We start from the raw sequence: 17,006 nt of genomic DNA on the forward strand, positions 1-17,006 counted from the left end.
GCTCCCACCCTGACAAAATACGGAGACAACCCATGTCAAGACTGATCGCATCGATCATCGCCGGCTGCGCCGCGGCATCAGGAGCAATCGCCTTCGCCCAGACGCTCCCGGCACCGGACCTCAACGGGTCGCCAGAGGTGACTGCGGCCCCCACGAAGGGGCTGATCCCCTCGATCAGCGGCCACACGGCCGCCTCGCCCATGCTCTACGCCCTCGACGCCCAGCCGAAGGAGCAGATCTCCCCGCTGGTGCAGCGGCAGTATCTGAGCGGCGCCCAGTCGACGTTCGTCAAGTGGACCGTGAAGGCGGGCGGCGTCTTCCCCCTCCACCATCATTCGAACGAACAGATCACCTGGATCGTCTCCGGGCGGTGCGACGTCTTCTCCCAAGGGCGCCGCTTCACGATGAAGGCCGGGACGATCATGGTCATCCCACCCAACGTACCGCATGAATTCCACTGCCCCGAAGACACGGTCGACATCGACTTCTTCGCCCCGGGACGCCAGGATTGGGCGGACGGCGCCCCGTCGATCGCGGCCGGCAAATAGCAATGCGCCACCGGATCAAAGCAGCAGGCTCCGTCACCGCTCTGGACATAATGCGTAGCGCCCGTACCGAAGATCGGGGATGGTCTTCGTCGGCCGTCCCAAAAACGGAGATGGGGTTTGGGTGTCTCGACAGGTTATCATGACGTCAACCCGCCAAGGGTGATAGTTAGTCACTTTAGGACTTTACCTTGACGCGTCCCCTCGAGTCCGATGGTCTTGGAGAAAAGGGTGAACGCCGGTTTGCCGAGCTCTGTGCCGACGCGCGCCTCGTCGCCAACAAGTCCGACCGGGACAGAGTCGGTTGGGACTATGTGGTCACGTGGCCGCTCGACAATGACGCTCCACTCGACAGCCGCCCCGCCCCGATCACCTGCCACGTGCAGGTGAAGACGGTCTGGGTCGGAAACGACACCATCACCCTCAACCTTGGCACGTTCGAGAACATCGTGAAGGACAGTCGGCCCGCATTCATCGCGGTTCTCGAGGTGGAAGACCCCGACTTGACCTTCGTCGGCGTTCGTCTGATCCATGTGGCCGGGAATTTCCTGGCCGAAATCTTGAAGCGCTTGCGACAGGCACAGGCCGATGGCGTGAGATCGGTCGGCCTCACCTACCAGGCATCGGCGGCCAAATGGGGAATGCCACTGGGTTCGGTCACGGGGGCGGCCCTTAGACCGGCGATGGACCACCATGTGGCTGACGGGATGGTCGCGTACGCGCGAGAGAAGGAGCGGCAGCTCGCTGAACTCGGCTACCAGCGCGGTCGGCTCAAAGTACGAACCACGGTAGAGGCAGCATCGATCGACGAGGCGATTGACGGCTTTCTCGGCCTTCGACCGCTTCGCGTGGCCGGAACCCAGTACAGCGAGACCAGGTTCGGCATCGCGATCGATCAGGAGAGACTGCCGTGGACCGGGAAGCACGGTGGGGACGAAGAACCATACATCGCCGTCAGTCCGCGTCGCATAGACCGTTGCGAAATCCGTGTGGTTCGCGACCGTGATGGCGAGACGGTGCCGATCGCGGCGGACCTCTTCAAGGTTCCGGTCCAGGTCACGGGTCCGAACCGCCTGGTTTTCGAAGCCCGTGGACCTCTCCTGAGGGTGCGGCTCGACGTCAGCGACTCGTCGAGTGCCGTCGCGTCCTCGATTCTCTTCGCCGCCACCGCCGGGATCGAGGAAGCGGCCGCAACGACGGCTGACTGGGCTGCCTTCTACCGCATCGGCGCCTGGGCCATCTCCGAACCGTTGACGATTCAGATAAGTCCCCGGCGCGGTGATGGGCCGCCGCCCATCAGGGGTGGCGTCGCTCCCGTCCCGGATGTGGAAGAGGCGCGCCACTATGAGCTCATGGCGTACGCCGCCGATGCGGCGCACTGGGCAATGGCACGCGCTCAGGCTCCGGACACCAAGCTGACCTCGCACCAACTGCTCGAAGCCGCCGAGGATTTCGAACTGCTTCGGCTGATGGAACAGTCGCCGAACGACTTGTCCCCGCTGACCTTCACGACAGACGCTGCGCCAACGCAGCCGAGCGATCACTACGACATACTATACATAAATCGGATCGTGTTCGGCGATCGCTCGCTTGCATACGCCGCCCGTACCCGAATGAGCGCCATGAAGGACGGGAACGTCATAACCTGGACTTCCGGGCCACTTCATCTGGCAATCGTTCGCAAGGTGAAGTCGAACGAGGAGGCGATGGCGAAATTCGCGAAGAACGCCCGTTGGCTGACGGGGGTCTCGGCGTCGTTCGGCCCCAGCGAGACGATCTCCATGCCCTGAGCCAAGGGATGAGATAGTGGTTCACAGACCAGCAGCAGCCACGTCCCGCGATGCCGATCGTCTATGTTCACGATCCGAGACCATGAAATGGAACATCGATGACTTCCATAGATCCGAAATCGACCAGTTGGGCGGCGCGACGCGAAAAGTGGGATCCGCAGAAGGAGGACGCTCGAGACGGTCCCGCCACCGACTATGCGCGCGTGATCCACTCGGCCTCCTTCCGTCGCCTTCAGGGCAAGACCCAGATCCTGAACCTCGGCGACAGCGACTTCTACCGGAACAGGCTCACCCACTCGATCGAGGTCGCGCAGATCGCCGGTGGCCTCGCCCGTCAGATGAAGAAGGACTTCGCGGAACATCCGGCCTTCGCCTGGATCCCCGAACTCGCGATGATCCAGGCGATCGGCGCCACACATGATCTGGGGCATCCGCCGTTCGGACACGGTGGCGAGTACGCTCTGAACTACGTCATGAGGGATGCCGGCGGATTCGAGGGCAACGGTCAGACGCTTCGAATTCTAGCCCGGCTCGAGCGCTTCTCCGAGAACGCGGGGGCCAACCTGACGCGCAGGACCATGCTCGGCGTCCTGAAGTATCCAGCGCCCTACCTGTCCATCCGCAACCCCGATCGAAAAGCCGAACCGCGGCTCATGAAGGGCACGAGCGTCGTGCAGCTAATCGACCGGGGGAGTTGCAAGCCGCCGAAATGCTACCTCGACACCGAACAGGACGTCGTCGACTGGCTTCTGCAGCCACTGAGCGACCAGGATCGCGACCGCTTCACGAGCTGGGACGCCGTTCCGGGCAAGCACGGCAAGACCAGACACAAGTCCTTCGACTGCAGCATAATGGATCTTGCCGACGACATTGCCTTCGGCGTCCATGACCTCGAGGATGCGCTTGCCATGGGGTTGATGGACGCCGACGATCTACGGGAGATGATCCCTGAGAACGTCTCCGGATGTTTCCTGGACGCGCTGAAGGAACGCTATCCGGACGAATTCGGAAACGACGTCCATGATGGCTTCATAGCAGCGCTAGCGGACGAAGGTCGTCGCAAGCGCTGCATCAGCCGAATGGTGCACCACTTCATCACCCACGTTCAGATCATTACAGACGAGGCGTTCGAGGCACCGTTGCTGCGCTATCGTGCCGATCTCCCGCTTCGTCAGCGCGTCTTCCTCGAAGCGCTCAAGGACGCGGTCATGATCAAGGTCATTCAGAGCGCGTCGGTCCAGCACCTCGAATTCAAGGGCCAGAACATGGTCGTCGCGGTGTACGACGCGCTGGCGTCCGATCCCGAGAAGCTGCTACCGGACTCCACGCGCGCGCGATACGCCGCCGCGGACGACAAGCGGCGGGTGATCTGCGACCACATCTCAGGCATGACCGACAGCTTCCTGCTCAAGACGTACGAGCGCCTGTTCAGCCCGCGCATGGGATCGGTGTTCGATCGAATCTAGCCGTCAATTGACGCTAGGCGCCAACGGCAAACATTTGGGGACCTACCATTGCCGGACGCACGGTTCGTTCACCGTGTGCCTATGACCTGCGAACGTAATGGGCGCGACCGACTAGCCGAACCGTTCAACTTGCAGCGGACATGATCTTAACCGTTGATCAACCGTGACCGCATAGCCGTTCCATGATTACCTAAGGACGGCCAGATGCGTTTCTACGCCAGCACTCGATTCCTGTTTCCGCGCAGTTTTCAACTACGGGTGTTCACGGTGTGCTTCGGCGCCGTGCATCTGCCACTGATCGCGTTCTGCGTGACGCAGATGATCGTGAACGCTTGGGACTGGCGGCTCTTCCTATCTCTGCTGGGGGCCACGCTAGTAGGCACGGCCGCCGGCATCGCAGGGCTTTCGGCGCTGCTAGCGCCGATCGCACACGCCACGAGCCTGCTGCGCGCGGTGCAACGCGGCGAGCCCATCGGACCGGTGCCTACGGGCGGCGAAGACCTGGTCGGCGCGCTGCTCGCGGGCGTTTCGGATGCCGCCGCCGAGACCGCCGCGCGGATCGACCGGCTGGCCGAAGCTGCTGAAAGAGACGTGCTGACCGGACTGCGCAACCGCCGCGGGTTCATGGACGCGATCGTCCCGCTGCTTAATGACGATCGCAGTTCGGTGGTCGGAATGATCGATCTCGATCACTTCAAGGGCATCAACGACCGCTTCGGGCACCGCGAAGGCGACCGCGTTCTCCGCGCGTTCCTGGAACGTGGCCTGCGGCGAACCGATCTGGCTGCGCGCTGGGGTGGTGAGGAGTTTGCCATCCTGCTGCCGGACACGGATCTGGACGAGGCCAACAAGATCGTGAACCGGCTGCGCGTCACGCTGAACGGGGAAGGCTTCGGTGTCTCGCCGAACGGTCCCGTGACCTTCTCGTGCGGCCTCGCGATCGTCCGCAACTATGCCTCGCTGACCGGAGCGATGCATAAGGCCGACGTCGCGTTGTACGACGCCAAGAGGGCCGGCCGGGACCGGGTTATCGCCTGCCCCGACGCAATACTCGCCGAATGATCGGCGAGCATCAAACCGATTACGCACGGACAGAATTAAGGCATCTTCCATGAGGTTCTCGCCGTCGCCGAGAACCTCATGTCAGTTTCCGTAGGGCCGCTTTGCCGACTCCCGCATGATCGGGATCTTCGGGCGATGGCTGCATTGAGGAAGGTAGACGTCTCTACTAACGCGGGCCGCTATCCTCTGTTGAGGGAAGATGCATCACATCAGGTGCCGAACGGACTCTTCAGTCGCGTTCGATCACTACCTTGCCGATCGCCTTGCCGGACTCGACACGCTCATGTGCCGAACGCGCACCTGCGACCGTGAACGGGTGCCGGCTGTCGATCAGGGGGGTGACGGCGCGTGCGTCGATCAGTTCGGCGAGACGCCGCAGGATCTCTCCGTGTTCATGGCGGTCGACGTTGTGGATGAGCTGGATCGGCATGAAGACGAGGTCGAGCCGAAGCGCCTTGAAGTGCATGTCTGTGAGATCGTAGGTGTCGTAACCGATGATGGTGACGACATGACCCTTCATCCTGGCCAACTTCAACGCCGACTGCAGGGAGCTGCCCCCGACGGTGTCGAAGACGATGTCGAAGCCGTCGCCCGCGGTGATACGCTGCACCGCGTCCTCCGGCGCTTCGCTGGGGTAGAGGATGATCTCCTCGGCTCCGAGCCCGCGGGCGACATCGCCCTTCTCCGGCGTCGAAACAGCCGCGGTCACCCGAGCTCCCATGGCCCGCGCGATCTGCACGGCGATGTGGCCGACGCCGCCGGTCCCGCCCTGGATGAGCACGTTGGACCGCGGCGTGATCCTAGCACGGCCAACCAACGCCTCCCATGCCGTTATCCCGACAAGCGGCACGGCCGCCGCTTCTCCGAAGCTCAGGCTCGATGGCATGAGGGCGAGCAGGTCGGCATCCGCCTCCATCTGGTCGGCGAGGGCACCCGGGATCCCCACGACGCCGCCGGCGCTGCCATAGACCTTGTCACCAGGCCGGAACTTCGTAACGCCAGCGCCGACCGATCGCACGATACCCGCGACATCGAAATGCAGGATCGCGGGGAAGGTCAGTCCCTGGGTGCCCTCCGATCCCTCGCGGATCTTGGTGTCGACGGGATTGACGCTCGTCGCCTTCACATCGACGATGACGTAGCCCGGGCGAGGCTGCGGATCGGCTATCTCGGTGTCTTCGAACACTTCGGTGGAGCCGTGACGCTGAATTACTATCGCTCGCATAATTCGTTCCAATCAGTTGCTACCGGACTGATTTAATGATTACCGAGCGTCGTCCATCACTCCGAATTTGCATGTCATTCCTTCCAATGCGGCGATAATGATGCTGAACTCGATCAGCGACCTGAGGCTCTTCCTGGCGATACTGGAACAGGGCTCGATCGCCGCTGCGGCCGCGCAGTCCCGCCTGACCGCCGCGGCTGCCAGCAAGCGGCTCATGGCGCTCGAGGACGGGATCGGAAAACGTCTGTTCCACAGAAGCACCCGCGCGCTGCGACCGACGTCCGACGCGCTAGAGTTCCTTCCCCTGGTGCGGGCGCTGGTGGCCAGAGCGGATGACGCGGATCGGTTCCTTGGCGGCTCAAGCGAGGTCTCCGGCCACCTCCGGCTTACCGCCTCGGCGACTTTCGCCGACCGCTTCCTCGGGCCTGTCCTCGACACGTTCCTCCGCCTCCATCCGAAGGTCACCATCGATGTCGATCTTACCGACCGCGTCCTCGATCTGATCAGCGAAGGGGTCGATGTCGCGATCCGCTACGGCAATCTCGAGGACTCGAGACTGGTAGCTCGCAGATTGCTGAAGGGGCGACAGATCCTGTGTGCCTCGCCGCAGTATCTCGACCAGTTCGGTCGCCCCGAAAAGCCTGACGATCTTCTTTCCCATCGCTGCCTCGTCCTGGGAAGCAACGACCGGTGGCGCATCGAGCAACACGGTCAGTGGGAGACGGTCCACGTGTCGCCGGCATTCACGTCGAGCATGGGCGCGATGGTGCGGCACATGGCGATCCGCGGCCACGGTATCGCGCTTCTGGCGGACTGGCTGGTTGACCAGGATCTGTCCGAAGGCGCGCTGGAACAGGTTCTGCCGGGCCTGATGACTCCCGAGGTCGGGATCTACGCGGTCTATCCGAGCCGGGACCATATGCCGGTCCGGCTTCGCATCCTGATCGATCACCTGGTGACGAGCTTGGGTGACGGGACCGAAGTGACGCCGACTGCGATCGAGCGCGGATGACGGTTTCGGCCCCCACAGTTTCGCATAATTTGGTCGCAGATACGGCGTTAGCGCAGAGTATTGGTCGACCTGCTTTCGACGATACTTCAGCCAGGAAAGAGAAAATGGGCGTGCCAGCTGCCGTCGGGCTCTTTGAAAAGGCTGACGCCACCCGAAGCAAGCGTCTCGCGGATGATCTCGACGACAGGGGCGAGAATGTCGTCGTCCTCATTCCACTGATCCCGCGTGTCCCACATCCGCCGCAGCGCACGGTGCAGGTCGTCGACCAGCTCCCCGTAGCCAGCCGCGTCGATGATCCGGCGCACAGCGGCGAAATCCTCCCACCCAGCCCCGTCAGCATCCATACCACCAAGAAGATATGACACCGTCTTAAGCGGTGTCACGAGTTCCGTTGCCGTCTCTCCTAGCGTCCGCAGATGGTTCTGATGGAGCCGGTGTGTACGGATGTGCGCATCGCTGCGACCTCGTGCACCGGGCGTGACGGCCGCCATGCTGTCGGCATGCAGCGTGTTCTGGCTCTTCGCGAATGGTGCTGAGAGGCGGCACACGGCATACTCGTCCCAGAAGACGACGGCGGCAGGGAACATGATGGCACGGTCGTACTCGGCGATCGTCGCTCCAAGCCGTGCATCCGGCACGAACCGCTCGTTCATGGCGTTCACCTCGACATGTCCGCACTCGTGCGCGATCAGACCGATGGAGAATTCGCGATCAGCCGGCGTGAGGGCATCACCGGCGATCAGCGGCACAAGCTGCTCTGCGCCGAAGACCAGATGGGTCTTCACGACGCCATCGCGTACGACGCGACACGCCTTCGCGACGCCGGTGAGCTCGTCGGTGTTCGTCCGATCGAGCGGGGGTAGACCGGCCATGCCCTGATCCACCGACGCAAGGGCGTCGTCGTAGTCGAAGCCCACTGTGATGCCATCGATGGTCGTCAAATCGATGAAAGACCCGAACAATGCCACGGCCTCGGCGACGGCCTGTCCAAGTTGCGTCGCGGCTTCCATGTTGTCGAAACCGATGACGCGGACGTTCAGCCCGGCGGGCGTCGTGCTCTTTGGCAGGTTGTCCCAATCGATTTCGTCCAACAATATTCTCCGGCCGCGGCCAGGTACGTGAAATCCTGGGACCGCGGACATGGGAATGACACTGGCCGGCGGCAAGTTGGCTCGATCAGGCGCCTAGCGCTCCGAAACCGAAACTATGCCGGTGCGACCTCGCGGTGATCTATATTGAGCGGAAGCGAAGCACCGTTCAAATGGATGCGTGCCCACACCGCCCAGCGATCAGCCGCTATACGACATCAGATTGGCGAACATTATCGGAGGTTCTTGATTTACGTGACTTCACCAGAACCAAGTCGAATTTCGCCGACCACTGATGCGGCACCTGACAAATCAGGCTGGATCCTCGCGGCGACCATGCTCGCGTCCAGCCTGGCCTTCATCGACGGTTCGGTCACCAACGTCGCGCTGCCGTCGATCGAGCGCGACCTGCACGGGGACGCCGCGTCGCTGCAATGGATCGTCAACGCCTATCTCCTGCCACTCTCGGCACTGCTGCTGGCAGGCGGCGCGGCGGGCGACCACTTCGGTCGCCGACGCATGCTGATTCTGGGCACGGCCGTATTCGCCGTGGCATCCATCCTCTGCGCGCTTGCGCCCGATCTTCGCCTTCTTCTCGCCGCGCGTGCCGCACAAGGCGTCGGCGCGGCCATGCTGATGCCCAACAGTCTCGGCATCCTCGGTTCCTCCTTCAAGGGCGAGGCGAGAGGTCGGGCGGTCGGCACCTGGGCGTCCGCCGGCGCGATCGCCAGCGCGGTGGGACCACCGCTCGGCGGCTGGCTCGTTGGCGCGGCGGGCTGGCGTGCGATCTTCATCATCAACGTGCCGGTCGCGCTCGCCGCGATAATCATCGCGTGGCGCTATGTGGAGGAGAGCGCTGAAGGCGAGCAGCCGCTCGACGTTCCCGGCGCGGTCCTCGCGACGCTGGCGCTCGGCACGCTCACTTGGGCGCTAACCCTTTGGTCGAGCGCCCACGCCGGGTCGCCGGAGGTATGGGCGGGACTTGTCGGCGGTGTAGTCCTCCTGGCGCTGTTCGTGTGGATCGAGCGCGGCCGGCGGAGCGACGCGATGATGCCGCTCGCGATGTTCGCGTCGCGCCCGTTCGTCGGTCTGACGCTGCTGACGTTCCTGCTCTACGGAGCGCTGGGCGGGCTGCTCGTACTCCTGCCGTACCTGCTGATCGTCGGCGGCGGCTACTCGCCGCTTCAGGCCGGCCTGGCACTTCTACCCTTCTCTCTGGTCATCGGCGCGGCATCGCGGCTCATGGGGAGGACGACCGAGCGGATCGGTCCGCGGTGGCCGCTGACTATCGGGCCGATCGTCACGGGTCTCGGCTTCCTGCTGCTGGTCCGCGTCGATCCGAGCGGCAGCTACTGGACCACCGTGATGCCCGGGATGATCGTCGTCGCGCTCGGCATGGCGGGCGCCGTGGCTCCGCTCACCACCGCAGTACTATCATCGGTGGATCAGTCGCACACGGGCACCGCCTCCGGCTTCAACAGCGCGATCGCGCGGACTGGCGGGTTGATCGCGACGGCGCTTGCCGGAGCGGTGATTGCCCAGACCGGCACCGCGCTCGTCGAGACGTTCAGGTACGCGGCAATACTTGCGGCCTTGTTCGCCATTGCCTCCGGCTGCGTCGCATTCGTCACGTTGGGGTCTTTGACGCCAGTCGGGGACGACCGCCCGGGGTAAGAAGAACGGCCGGATGTCGAACTCCCGCCGCGACGATGGCGCCGCGCGGGGGCGAAAGTGCTCGTGAGAACGGCGCTAATCGCAGTCTTAGGTTAGGCAGCGGACATCTCCCCTTCATGGCTCAAGGTCGCGGCCCGCGGTGATGGCTGTGGTTGTCCAACATCCTAGTCAGGCAGTATCGGTGAGCGTCTCAATCCTGTCGGCGGCGCTCGCCATGGCGGCTTGGTCCTGCTCCGGTCCGTAAGCGACACCCTCCGCTCGGATCACTTCGACATCCTTGACGCCGAGGAAGCGGAAGATCGCCTGAAGGTAGGTCGAAAGGTAGTCGTTCGCGGCGAACGGCCCTTGTGAATAGATCCCGCCCGATGACAGGACGAGATACACCTTGCTGGTCAGCAGCCCCTGTGGTCCCTCGGCCGTGTAGCTGAAGGTCTGGCCCGCAATCGAGACATGATCGATCCACGCCTTCAGGGTCGAGGGTACCGAGAAGTTGTACATGGGCGAACCGACCACCACCACGTCAGCTTCCTTGAGCTCGTCGACCAGCTCCTTGGCTCGGTTGATCGTACCGGCAAGTTTCGGGTCGGTGCTATTCTCGGGCGTCCATGCCTGCCGGATCGTCATGTCGACGTGAGGAAGCTGATTGGTGGCGACATCGCGGTACACGACCGTTGCACGGGGGTTCGCCGCTATGAGGCGCTCGACAAGTTCGCTGGAAAGGCGGCGTGTATGCGAGGTTTCGGTGTCGCTCGCGCTGGCGTCGACGTGCAGGATCCTCATTGGGGCGTCTCCGGTCTGGAATTGTGACCTGCACCAGCTATGTGACCCAAACCGCTTCGCCAACAAGGCATATTGGAAGGACCTGGTCACATGGAGCTGACTGCCCCGGAACCGATCCACGGCGAATGCCGCCGGTTCAGCAGCGTCCTGAGCCTGATCGGCGACAAGTGGACGGTGATGATCGTGATGACTCTGAACGACCGATCGCGTCGGTTCAACGACATCAAGCGAACGATCGGCGGCATCAGCCAACAGATGCTCGCGCGGACGCTGCGCGCTCTCGAACGCGACGGTATGGTGTCGCGTACCGTCCACCCGACGGTACCGCCCCAGGTCGAGTACGCCCTCACGGATCTTGGACGATCGCTGGCCGGCCCGATCCGCGAGCTCGGCTACTGGGCCGGCGCCCATATCGCGGAGATCGAGGGCAACCGGTTGGGTTTCGACGAGGCGAAGGGCGTCCCGTAACCACGAACGTGTGTCTCCGGCCTCTTGTCGGAGACCGCATTGGATCGACGATGTTGCTATGCATTCTCGTGCCACCGACCACTTGTGGCCGTTTGGAGTGCCTTCCCCCCTCCCCAGCTGCGAACGTCCGTTCATCATCTGAAGCCCTGCAGCCCTTCCATCAAACACGAGCTTGAGCGGAAATTCGCTTGCGTAGAACCCCCTCGCTCCGTCGGTCTGGAGGACCCAATCCATGCCGCATCGACAGTCTTAGCCAAGTTCGGTCTGGACCAAGTAGGCGGAATGGGGTGAGAGCGATGGACTCTGCATCGAAGGGTTACCACATGCGACGGTCGTTCCTGCTTTACGTCTGCCTGCTCGTATCGGCCTGCAATTTCGGCCGTGATGAGCCGACCGTCATCGACGGTACTAGCGCGGAGGCGTTCGATCGAACGTTAGGCGCCGCCAAGGCCGATCTGGGCCCGAAGGACCGCCTGAAGTTCGAGGCCGCCCTCTCGGAATTCAAAGCCCGAACCTTCGCCAAGGCAGATAGCCGTCAGGAGTATAACCGGCTCGTGCGCAAGGGGTTGAACGGGTTGACGGCGCCTCGCATCGTCGCGCAGTTCAACAAGGATGTCGATCGCGTCGGGGGCAAAGCCGCCGATGCCGTGTTCGACGCGAAACGCGTTTTCAACGGCAAATAGCGCTTTGCGAAGCTGACTTTGACTGTCGCGTGATTGATTTGGCGGGTCAGGTCGTGTCCGCTGGTGGTGAACGTCGGTCCCGGTCGCCACGATCGCGGCCGGAGCGCTGCCAAGGCCAGCAACCCTCGATCTCGGTCTCGAGCGAGAAGCTGAGGAAGGTGCGGATCATGACGATGCCACCGAGGAGGGCGACGCTCTGGAACGTGAGCGGTGCAGTGATCGTCGAGATGATGTCGGCGCCAACCAGCAGCTCCAGCCCGAGGAGGATGCCCCGCCCAAGGTTGGACCGGCAAGCCTGGTAGGCGGCTTGCCAATCACCACCTCGAAACCCTGATCGTATGAAAAGGACGGCCGCAAGAACGACGCCGCATATGATGATCACGACGCCGACCAGCTCAAGGAGCTTGGCGAGATGATCGACGAAGGCGTGGGCGACTTCGGTGTTCAATTGGATACTCCCGTTCCGCACCGCAGCGGCGTACAGAGCCTAGCCGACCTGAACGACGTTGAGCGTTCCAGCCGGCAGGGTGCGGATGATGTCGGCAGCCGGCACGGTCGGGTCCAGCCAGTCGGCCCACTGGCTGCGATCCAGGACCACTATCTGACGATCATGGTACGGTGCGATGTCCGGTCCGGGTGGCATCGTCAGCATCGTGAACGCCTCCCCCACCTCAGGCGTACTGCGCCAGATACCCGCAATGCAGAAGATCGGTTCATCGCGCTTGGTGAAAAGCCACTTGTCCTTGACCTTCTTCTTCGGGTCGCTGGGCTTCGTGAATTCGTAGAACCCGTCGGCGACGATCAGGCAACGGCCGCTGGTGAATTCGCGGCCATCCGAGCGGAAATTGTACACCGGCTTGCCGGTCGGACCAGGCCAGCTCCAACGCCGCTGCACCAGGTCCCCCACCCCGCGGCCGGCAGCGGTGCGCACGATGACAGCGGGGTCGGTGATCTTGATGTCAGCACGCGCCTCGACGTTGGGAACGCCTTCGGAGAATTCGATCCTGATCTTTAGATCAGAAAAGTCCTCGGCGATCGAGGCAATGTCCACTTCCAAACGGTAGTCGTTGCACACGGTTGAAACGCCCCTTCTTGTAGGTTCCGATCATACCCCTAGCTTTCGACCATGGACCGGAAGCCCACGCCCTTCAATTCGGACGCGCCGCTCGGCGATCGCCGCGCCATAATCCGGCGAAACCCCGACGATAATCAAGAGATCGAACTGATCGAGGCGGCATGGGGATCCGCCCCCCGGTTCGGCGCCAGCGGCCCAAATCGCTTCGTCCGGTCGGAAGGGAGGTCATTCCCAAACCGCCGATGCCTCATCGCGGCCTCAGAATTTCAAATCACGGCCGGTGGCAAGCGCTACCGTGTCACCCTCATCGGCGGGGACTTCTTCTACCTCGCCGGCGTCTGGGAGACCGTTATGACTGGATGCCCAGTCGGCTACAGGATCGTTACCGTTCAAGCGAACCGCGAGGTCGCGCGTTATCAGGACCGACAGGGAGCCATCATCCTGCGCGGACAGGTGATGCAGTGGCTCGACTTCACGGTGCCCGAAGTAGAACTGCTAGCGATGCCGTCTGATCGGACCTTTCGCGTGAAGCAGATCGGCGCCGGCGGACAGGCAACGCTCCCCTTCTAGAGCCGCAGCGTCGATCGTCGACTACATCCGATCACTTGCCGATCTCACGCCAGCCCTTCTCGCTCACCTCCACGTCGAACTTCTTCGCAGCGGCTTCAATGCGCTTCCACGCCGCATCGCGCTCGTCATCCGTGACGTCCTTCACCTGATTGAATCGGGCGATGGCGTTCCGGACGTGGCTGGCGTTCTCGAGAGGCTCCTTCTCCTGCTCGGGAAAGGCGAACGATCCCTTGTCCAGCTTCTTGCGGTCCTTCGGGCTCAACTCGGCCATCACCATCTCCATCGCGTTGCGGAGACCAAACGCACGAGAGACGTAGTGGATCACCGGGGCGCCTTTGGATCTTCGGCAATTGGTTCAAACTCCATTTCCGGACACGCCGGACCGAGTCGGTGTTCTCACTATGTTCGACATATGCTACTCTCGCCGCATGATCGTCGAACCAGCCATCAGGAAGGTGATACACGTCGACATGGACGCCTTCTTCGCGTCCGTGGAACAGCGTGACGATCCCTCGCTCAGGGGCAGGCCGGTGGCCGTGGGTCACGGCGCGTCGCGCGGCGTGGTCGCAGCCGCAAGCTACGAAGCACGCAAGTTCGGAGTCCGGTCCGCCCTGCCCTCCGTCACCGCCATGAGGCGCTGCCCCGAGCTGGTCTTCGTCCCGCCCCGCTTCGAGGTGTATCGCGCCGTCTCGGCGCAGATCCATGCTATCTTCGCGGAGTTCACCGATCTGATCCAGCCGCTCTCGCTCGACGAGGCCTATCTCGACGTGACCGCCAATCGCCGCGAGCTGCCGACGGCCTGGCTCACGGCAAAGGCGATCCGGGCCCGCATCCTGGAAGAGACCGGGCTCACGGCGTCGGCCGGCATCTCATACAACAAGTTCCTGGCCAAGCTGGCATCCGATCACCGCAAGCCGAACGGTCAATTCGCGGTCACCCCCGACATGGGTGCGGCCTGGGTCGAGACGCTGCCGGTCTCGCGCTTCCACGGCGTCGGCCCGGTCACCGCGGACAAGATGAAGCGGCTTGGCATCGAGACGGGCGCCGACCTGCGCGCAAAGTCGCTCGCCTTCCTTCAGCAGCACTTCGGCAGCTCGGCCAACTGGTACCACGCGATCGCGCGCGGCGAGGACCACCGGTCCGTCAATCCCAACCGCGTGCGAAAATCGTCCGGCTCGGAAACCACTTTCCGCGAGGACCTGACATCCGACTCAGACATCGAGGCCGGCGTGCTCCGGATGGCTGAGGACGTCTGGTCCTGGTGCGCGAACCGGCGGGCCTTCGGGCGGACCGTGACCGTAAAGGTGAAGTACGCGGACTTCCAGCAGATCACCCGCAGCCGCAGCCGCCCGACCGCGATCACCTCGGACGGCGAGCTTCAGTCCGTCAGCCTAGAGCTCGTCCGGTCGGTCCTTCCCACTACCAGGCCGATCCGGCTTGTCGGCGTGACCGTCTCGAACTTCGAGACCGGCGCGTCATCAAACGCACTCGAACTGTTCGATGCGGCCCCGATTGCGGCCTCCGTGCTGATTTCTGATTAGATGTGGAGGTTACGCGCATTATACAGTAATTGTAAAAGAATATGCCTCGCTACTGGCCAAAGTGAAGCGCAGCCGGCCCTCCTTGGATTAACTATTCAATTGTTAGGCAGGTTGCCCTCTATGAATATTACGCTTATTGGCGGAAACGCCATCCATATTACGTCCCGATAATACTTTGCTTGCGAATGCTGTTTTTTGGTAAGATGCGCAAAATTGATGAACATTCTAAGTTCGGTCGAAAAGCGGATTGGCTGACTTGTGCAATCCGAGCGCCGATTTCAGCAGTAGCCGATGCTCGCATCGCTGACGCTGAATAAACAAATCCGGTCGACTTCTGCTATCGAAAGATTAACTCCGATAAGATCCTGTTGTGAACACTCAGACAACCCTTCCCCGCCCACAACGTCGACATTCGTTAAAGTGTTATAGAAGGGAGCGGTGAGACGCGCGTCCCGAACCGTCTCAAAATCGAAAACTTGCCCATAAGGCGGCGTAGGACGAGTCCCGGTATCCCGCCGCGGTCAGGCCGTTTTTGGCAAAAGCGTGCTCAAGACGGCCGGTCAATGACAACCGCGGACTGACGGTCCAGATCGTTTGCAGCCGTGCGACGTCGACAGTGCGTCGACCACCAGCGCCAGCCGTGCCCGCAAAGGGGGTCCCGTTCGATCGGTAGACGGCATCGCTCGTCGTCTCACGCCAAGTGAACTGGTACTCGCCAGTCACACGAATTGCCTTGGCCGGCGTGACGGTCAGGCTGGGCGCGATGGCGACCAGGTTGGTCGGGGTCAGATAACCCTGATAGCTGTAGTAGATATTGTTGCCGTAGGGTGCGAACGCGTTTCTCAGCTTCCCCTTTCCGTTGGCGCCGCCACCCGTTGCATAGTCGAAGTGCAGACCGAGCCGGGGAGCCGTGTTCGCTTTGCCCAGCCGGTACGTTCCAGCCAGGAGTACTTGCCATGCATCGAGATCCCGGCCGCCATAGCTGCCGCCCTGATGATTGGCGGTCCAGTCGATCGTGACCGGTCCCGCCTCACCCCATAGATGCGCGCCGACATAAGTCCGCTCTTCGCGTTCCGTCTCGGCCCCCCATACAACCGCCCTGTTGCGGAGACGCCAGACGAACGGATCGAAATAGAGCTTTGAACCGCCGAACAAATGCTTGGGAAGCACGATGCCCGCGGTAACCCCGGTGAAGCGACGTCCCCAATCGATGGGGTCATCACCGATGCCGTCATTGCCGTAGGTCGTGTAGTAGAGGTCGAACACGTCGGCGCGCAGCGTCGATCCGCGTGCCCATGCCCGCACACCGGTCAGGCTGGTCTGCACCGTGTTGTTGTCGCGGTTCGCGAGCAGCAGGTTCGAGCCATCTATGAAGACCTGTCGGCCGACACGCGCGCCCACATCGGTCTGGCCGACTTGCCACGTGCCATCGACGAACGCCTGCTGGACGAGCAGCTTGTTCGACAACGTGCCCGAGGGCGAACCGATGTTCCTGCCATCCATCGGCCCGCGCGCGAGTTCGCCGTACGCACGAAAATGTTCGCCCAGATGGAGGTCGGCGGCGAGGAAGATGCGGTAGCTGTCCTGGCGTTGATGCTCGGACTTGCGGCCTTGCGGGTTGGAGAAGTAGTTTACGCGCGTGCGCAGTTCGCCCGACAGGGTCAGGTACACGTCGTCTGAACCAATCGGGATGAATTTCAAACGGTCGAAGACGTCGTCGCGCTTGGCTGGATCGCGCATGCTGCGCCAATCTTCAGCCCAACGCAGTGGATTGTAGCCTTGCTGCGTATTGCCGTCGCCGGCAGCTGCGTCAGGATATGGGGTGGCGACCGGTGTCGCCGGCACCTGCGTGTTCTGCGCCTCGACCTGAGACGGAGGCTGCTCCTGTGCGGAAGCGTGGTGCGTGGCGCTCAAGCCTACGATCGCAAGGCCGCAGCCCTGCAGTAGCGATAGCCGGTTCATGCCGTACCTCTCCGCCGACCGGTCAATGCCAAGCCGGTCATATGTCTGCTGGAAGATCGGCAGGG

17 protein-coding genes are annotated in these 17,006 nt (G+C 62.7%); 10 read left to right on the top strand and 7 right to left on the bottom strand.

All coding sequences use genetic code 11. From position 1 onward, the window contains the following. The first annotated feature begins 32 nt into the window (after positions 1–32). The 4 genes from SJY41_RS14285 (at position 33) to SJY41_RS14300 (ending at position 4,863) form a co-directional block, all read left to right on the top strand. Positions 33–548, top strand: a complete 516-nt coding sequence (locus tag SJY41_RS14285; protein WP_380782781.1) for a cupin domain-containing protein — start codon at positions 33–35, stop codon at positions 546–548. A gap of 188 nt (positions 549–736) precedes the next feature. Then, positions 737–2,335, top strand: coding sequence for a hypothetical protein (locus SJY41_RS14290; RefSeq protein ID WP_380782783.1), 1,599 nt, complete (start codon positions 737–739; stop codon positions 2,333–2,335). Positions 2,336–2,433: 98 nt separating this feature from the next. Further along, positions 2,434–3,801, top strand: a complete 1,368-nt coding sequence (locus tag SJY41_RS14295) for an anti-phage deoxyguanosine triphosphatase (protein WP_380782785.1) — start codon at positions 2,434–2,436, stop codon at positions 3,799–3,801. A 204-nt stretch (positions 3,802–4,005) separates the two neighbouring features. Then, the gene (locus SJY41_RS14300) at positions 4,006–4,863 is read left to right on the top strand and encodes a GGDEF domain-containing protein (protein ID WP_380782787.1); all 858 of its coding nucleotides are present in this window, start codon (positions 4,006–4,008) and stop codon (positions 4,861–4,863) included. 229 nt (positions 4,864–5,092) lie between these two features. Here the strand turns inward: SJY41_RS14300 and SJY41_RS14305 are convergent, their stop codons facing one another. Further along, the gene (locus tag SJY41_RS14305; RefSeq protein WP_380782789.1) at positions 5,093–6,088 is read right to left on the bottom strand and encodes a zinc-dependent alcohol dehydrogenase family protein; all 996 of its coding nucleotides are present in this window, start codon (positions 6,086–6,088) and stop codon (positions 5,093–5,095) included. 97 nt (positions 6,089–6,185) lie between these two features. Here SJY41_RS14305 and SJY41_RS14310 point away from each other — a divergent pair, with 97 nt between their 5' ends. Next, complete coding sequence (locus SJY41_RS14310; protein ID WP_380782791.1) at positions 6,186–7,100, top strand: LysR family transcriptional regulator; 915 nt, start codon at positions 6,186–6,188, stop codon at positions 7,098–7,100. 86 nt (positions 7,101–7,186) lie between these two features. Here the strand turns inward: SJY41_RS14310 and SJY41_RS14315 are convergent, their stop codons facing one another. After that, on the bottom strand, positions 7,187–8,191 hold the full coding sequence (locus SJY41_RS14315; protein WP_380782793.1) for a hypothetical protein: 1,005 nt from the start codon (positions 8,189–8,191) through the stop codon (positions 7,187–7,189). A 333-nt stretch (positions 8,192–8,524) separates the two neighbouring features. On the opposite strand from SJY41_RS14315, the gene SJY41_RS14320 reads away from it, so the two are divergent. Continuing rightward, a complete protein-coding gene (locus tag SJY41_RS14320; protein ID WP_380782795.1) occupies positions 8,525–9,862 on the top strand; it encodes an MFS transporter in 1,338 nt (445 codons plus the stop codon). 168 nt (positions 9,863–10,030) lie between these two features. On the opposite strand, the gene SJY41_RS14325 is transcribed toward SJY41_RS14320, so the two are convergent. Then, entirely contained in the window at positions 10,031–10,642 is a 612-nt protein-coding gene (locus SJY41_RS14325; RefSeq protein ID WP_380782797.1) for an FMN-dependent NADH-azoreductase, read from the bottom strand. A gap of 90 nt (positions 10,643–10,732) precedes the next feature. Between SJY41_RS14325 and SJY41_RS14330 the strand changes: the two genes are divergently transcribed. Next, positions 10,733–11,110 (top strand): winged helix-turn-helix transcriptional regulator, encoded by a 378-nt coding sequence (locus tag SJY41_RS14330; protein WP_380782799.1) that lies wholly within the window; start codon positions 10,733–10,735, stop codon positions 11,108–11,110. 323 nt (positions 11,111–11,433) lie between these two features. Then, positions 11,434–11,793 (top strand): hypothetical protein, encoded by a 360-nt coding sequence (locus SJY41_RS14335; protein ID WP_380782801.1) that lies wholly within the window; start codon positions 11,434–11,436, stop codon positions 11,791–11,793. Between the two features lie 46 nt (positions 11,794–11,839). Here SJY41_RS14335 and SJY41_RS14340 read toward each other — a convergent pair whose 3' ends face one another. Beyond that, positions 11,840–12,241, bottom strand: a complete 402-nt coding sequence (locus SJY41_RS14340; RefSeq protein ID WP_133032448.1) for a DUF1622 domain-containing protein — start codon at positions 12,239–12,241, stop codon at positions 11,840–11,842. 39 nt (positions 12,242–12,280) lie between these two features. Next, a complete protein-coding gene (locus SJY41_RS14345; protein WP_380782803.1) occupies positions 12,281–12,868 on the bottom strand; it encodes an SOS response-associated peptidase in 588 nt (195 codons plus the stop codon). Positions 12,869–12,919: 51 nt separating this feature from the next. Here SJY41_RS14345 and SJY41_RS14350 point away from each other — a divergent pair, with 51 nt between their 5' ends. Continuing rightward, the gene (locus SJY41_RS14350) at positions 12,920–13,438 is read left to right on the top strand and encodes an SOS response-associated peptidase family protein (RefSeq protein WP_380782805.1); all 519 of its coding nucleotides are present in this window, start codon (positions 12,920–12,922) and stop codon (positions 13,436–13,438) included. 31 nt (positions 13,439–13,469) lie between these two features. On the opposite strand, the gene SJY41_RS14355 is transcribed toward SJY41_RS14350, so the two are convergent. Next, entirely contained in the window at positions 13,470–13,763 is a 294-nt protein-coding gene (locus tag SJY41_RS14355; protein ID WP_380782807.1) for a DUF6582 domain-containing protein, read from the bottom strand. Positions 13,764–13,866: 103 nt separating this feature from the next. Here SJY41_RS14355 and dinB point away from each other — a divergent pair, with 103 nt between their 5' ends. Next, positions 13,867–14,979: a DNA polymerase IV gene (gene dinB / locus SJY41_RS14360; RefSeq protein ID WP_380782809.1), complete on the top strand. Its 1,113-nt coding sequence runs from the start codon at positions 13,867–13,869 to the stop codon at positions 14,977–14,979. Positions 14,980–15,441: 462 nt separating this feature from the next. On the opposite strand, the gene SJY41_RS14365 is transcribed toward dinB, so the two are convergent. Next, positions 15,442–16,941, bottom strand: coding sequence for an alginate export family protein (locus SJY41_RS14365; protein WP_380782811.1), 1,500 nt, complete (start codon positions 16,939–16,941; stop codon positions 15,442–15,444). Positions 16,942–17,006: the final 65 nt, after the last annotated feature.

The sequence above is a fragment of the Sphingomonas sp. R86520 genome (genome assembly GCF_042466285.1).
Taxonomy (GTDB): Bacteria; Pseudomonadota; Alphaproteobacteria; order Sphingomonadales; family Sphingomonadaceae; genus Sphingomonas.

Excerpts from the sequence above, each read along its gene's own strand:
- SJY41_RS14330 (WP_380782799.1), top strand. The coding sequence starts at position 10,733 with ATGGAGCTGACTGCCCCGGAACCGATCCACGGCGAATGCCGCCGGTTC.
- SJY41_RS14350 (WP_380782805.1), top strand. The coding sequence starts at position 12,920 with ATGGACCGGAAGCCCACGCCCTTCAATTCGGACGCGCCGCTCGGCGAT.
- SJY41_RS14325 (WP_380782797.1), bottom strand. The coding sequence starts at position 10,642 with ATGAGGATCCTGCACGTCGACGCCAGCGCGAGCGACACCGAAACCTCG.
- SJY41_RS14365 (WP_380782811.1), bottom strand. The coding sequence starts at position 16,941 with ATGAACCGGCTATCGCTACTGCAGGGCTGCGGCCTTGCGATCGTAGGC.
- SJY41_RS14295 (WP_380782785.1), top strand. The coding sequence starts at position 2,434 with ATGACTTCCATAGATCCGAAATCGACCAGTTGGGCGGCGCGACGCGAA.
- SJY41_RS14305 (WP_380782789.1), bottom strand. The coding sequence starts at position 6,088 with ATGCGAGCGATAGTAATTCAGCGTCACGGCTCCACCGAAGTGTTCGAA.
- SJY41_RS14300 (WP_380782787.1), top strand. The coding sequence starts at position 4,006 with ATGCGTTTCTACGCCAGCACTCGATTCCTGTTTCCGCGCAGTTTTCAA.
- SJY41_RS14285 (WP_380782781.1), top strand. The coding sequence starts at position 33 with ATGTCAAGACTGATCGCATCGATCATCGCCGGCTGCGCCGCGGCATCA.
- SJY41_RS14310 (WP_380782791.1), top strand. The coding sequence starts at position 6,186 with ATGATGCTGAACTCGATCAGCGACCTGAGGCTCTTCCTGGCGATACTG.
- dinB (WP_380782809.1), top strand. The coding sequence starts at position 13,867 with ATGATCGTCGAACCAGCCATCAGGAAGGTGATACACGTCGACATGGAC.
- SJY41_RS14335 (WP_380782801.1), top strand. The coding sequence starts at position 11,434 with ATGCGACGGTCGTTCCTGCTTTACGTCTGCCTGCTCGTATCGGCCTGC.
- SJY41_RS14320 (WP_380782795.1), top strand. The coding sequence starts at position 8,525 with ATGCTCGCGTCCAGCCTGGCCTTCATCGACGGTTCGGTCACCAACGTC.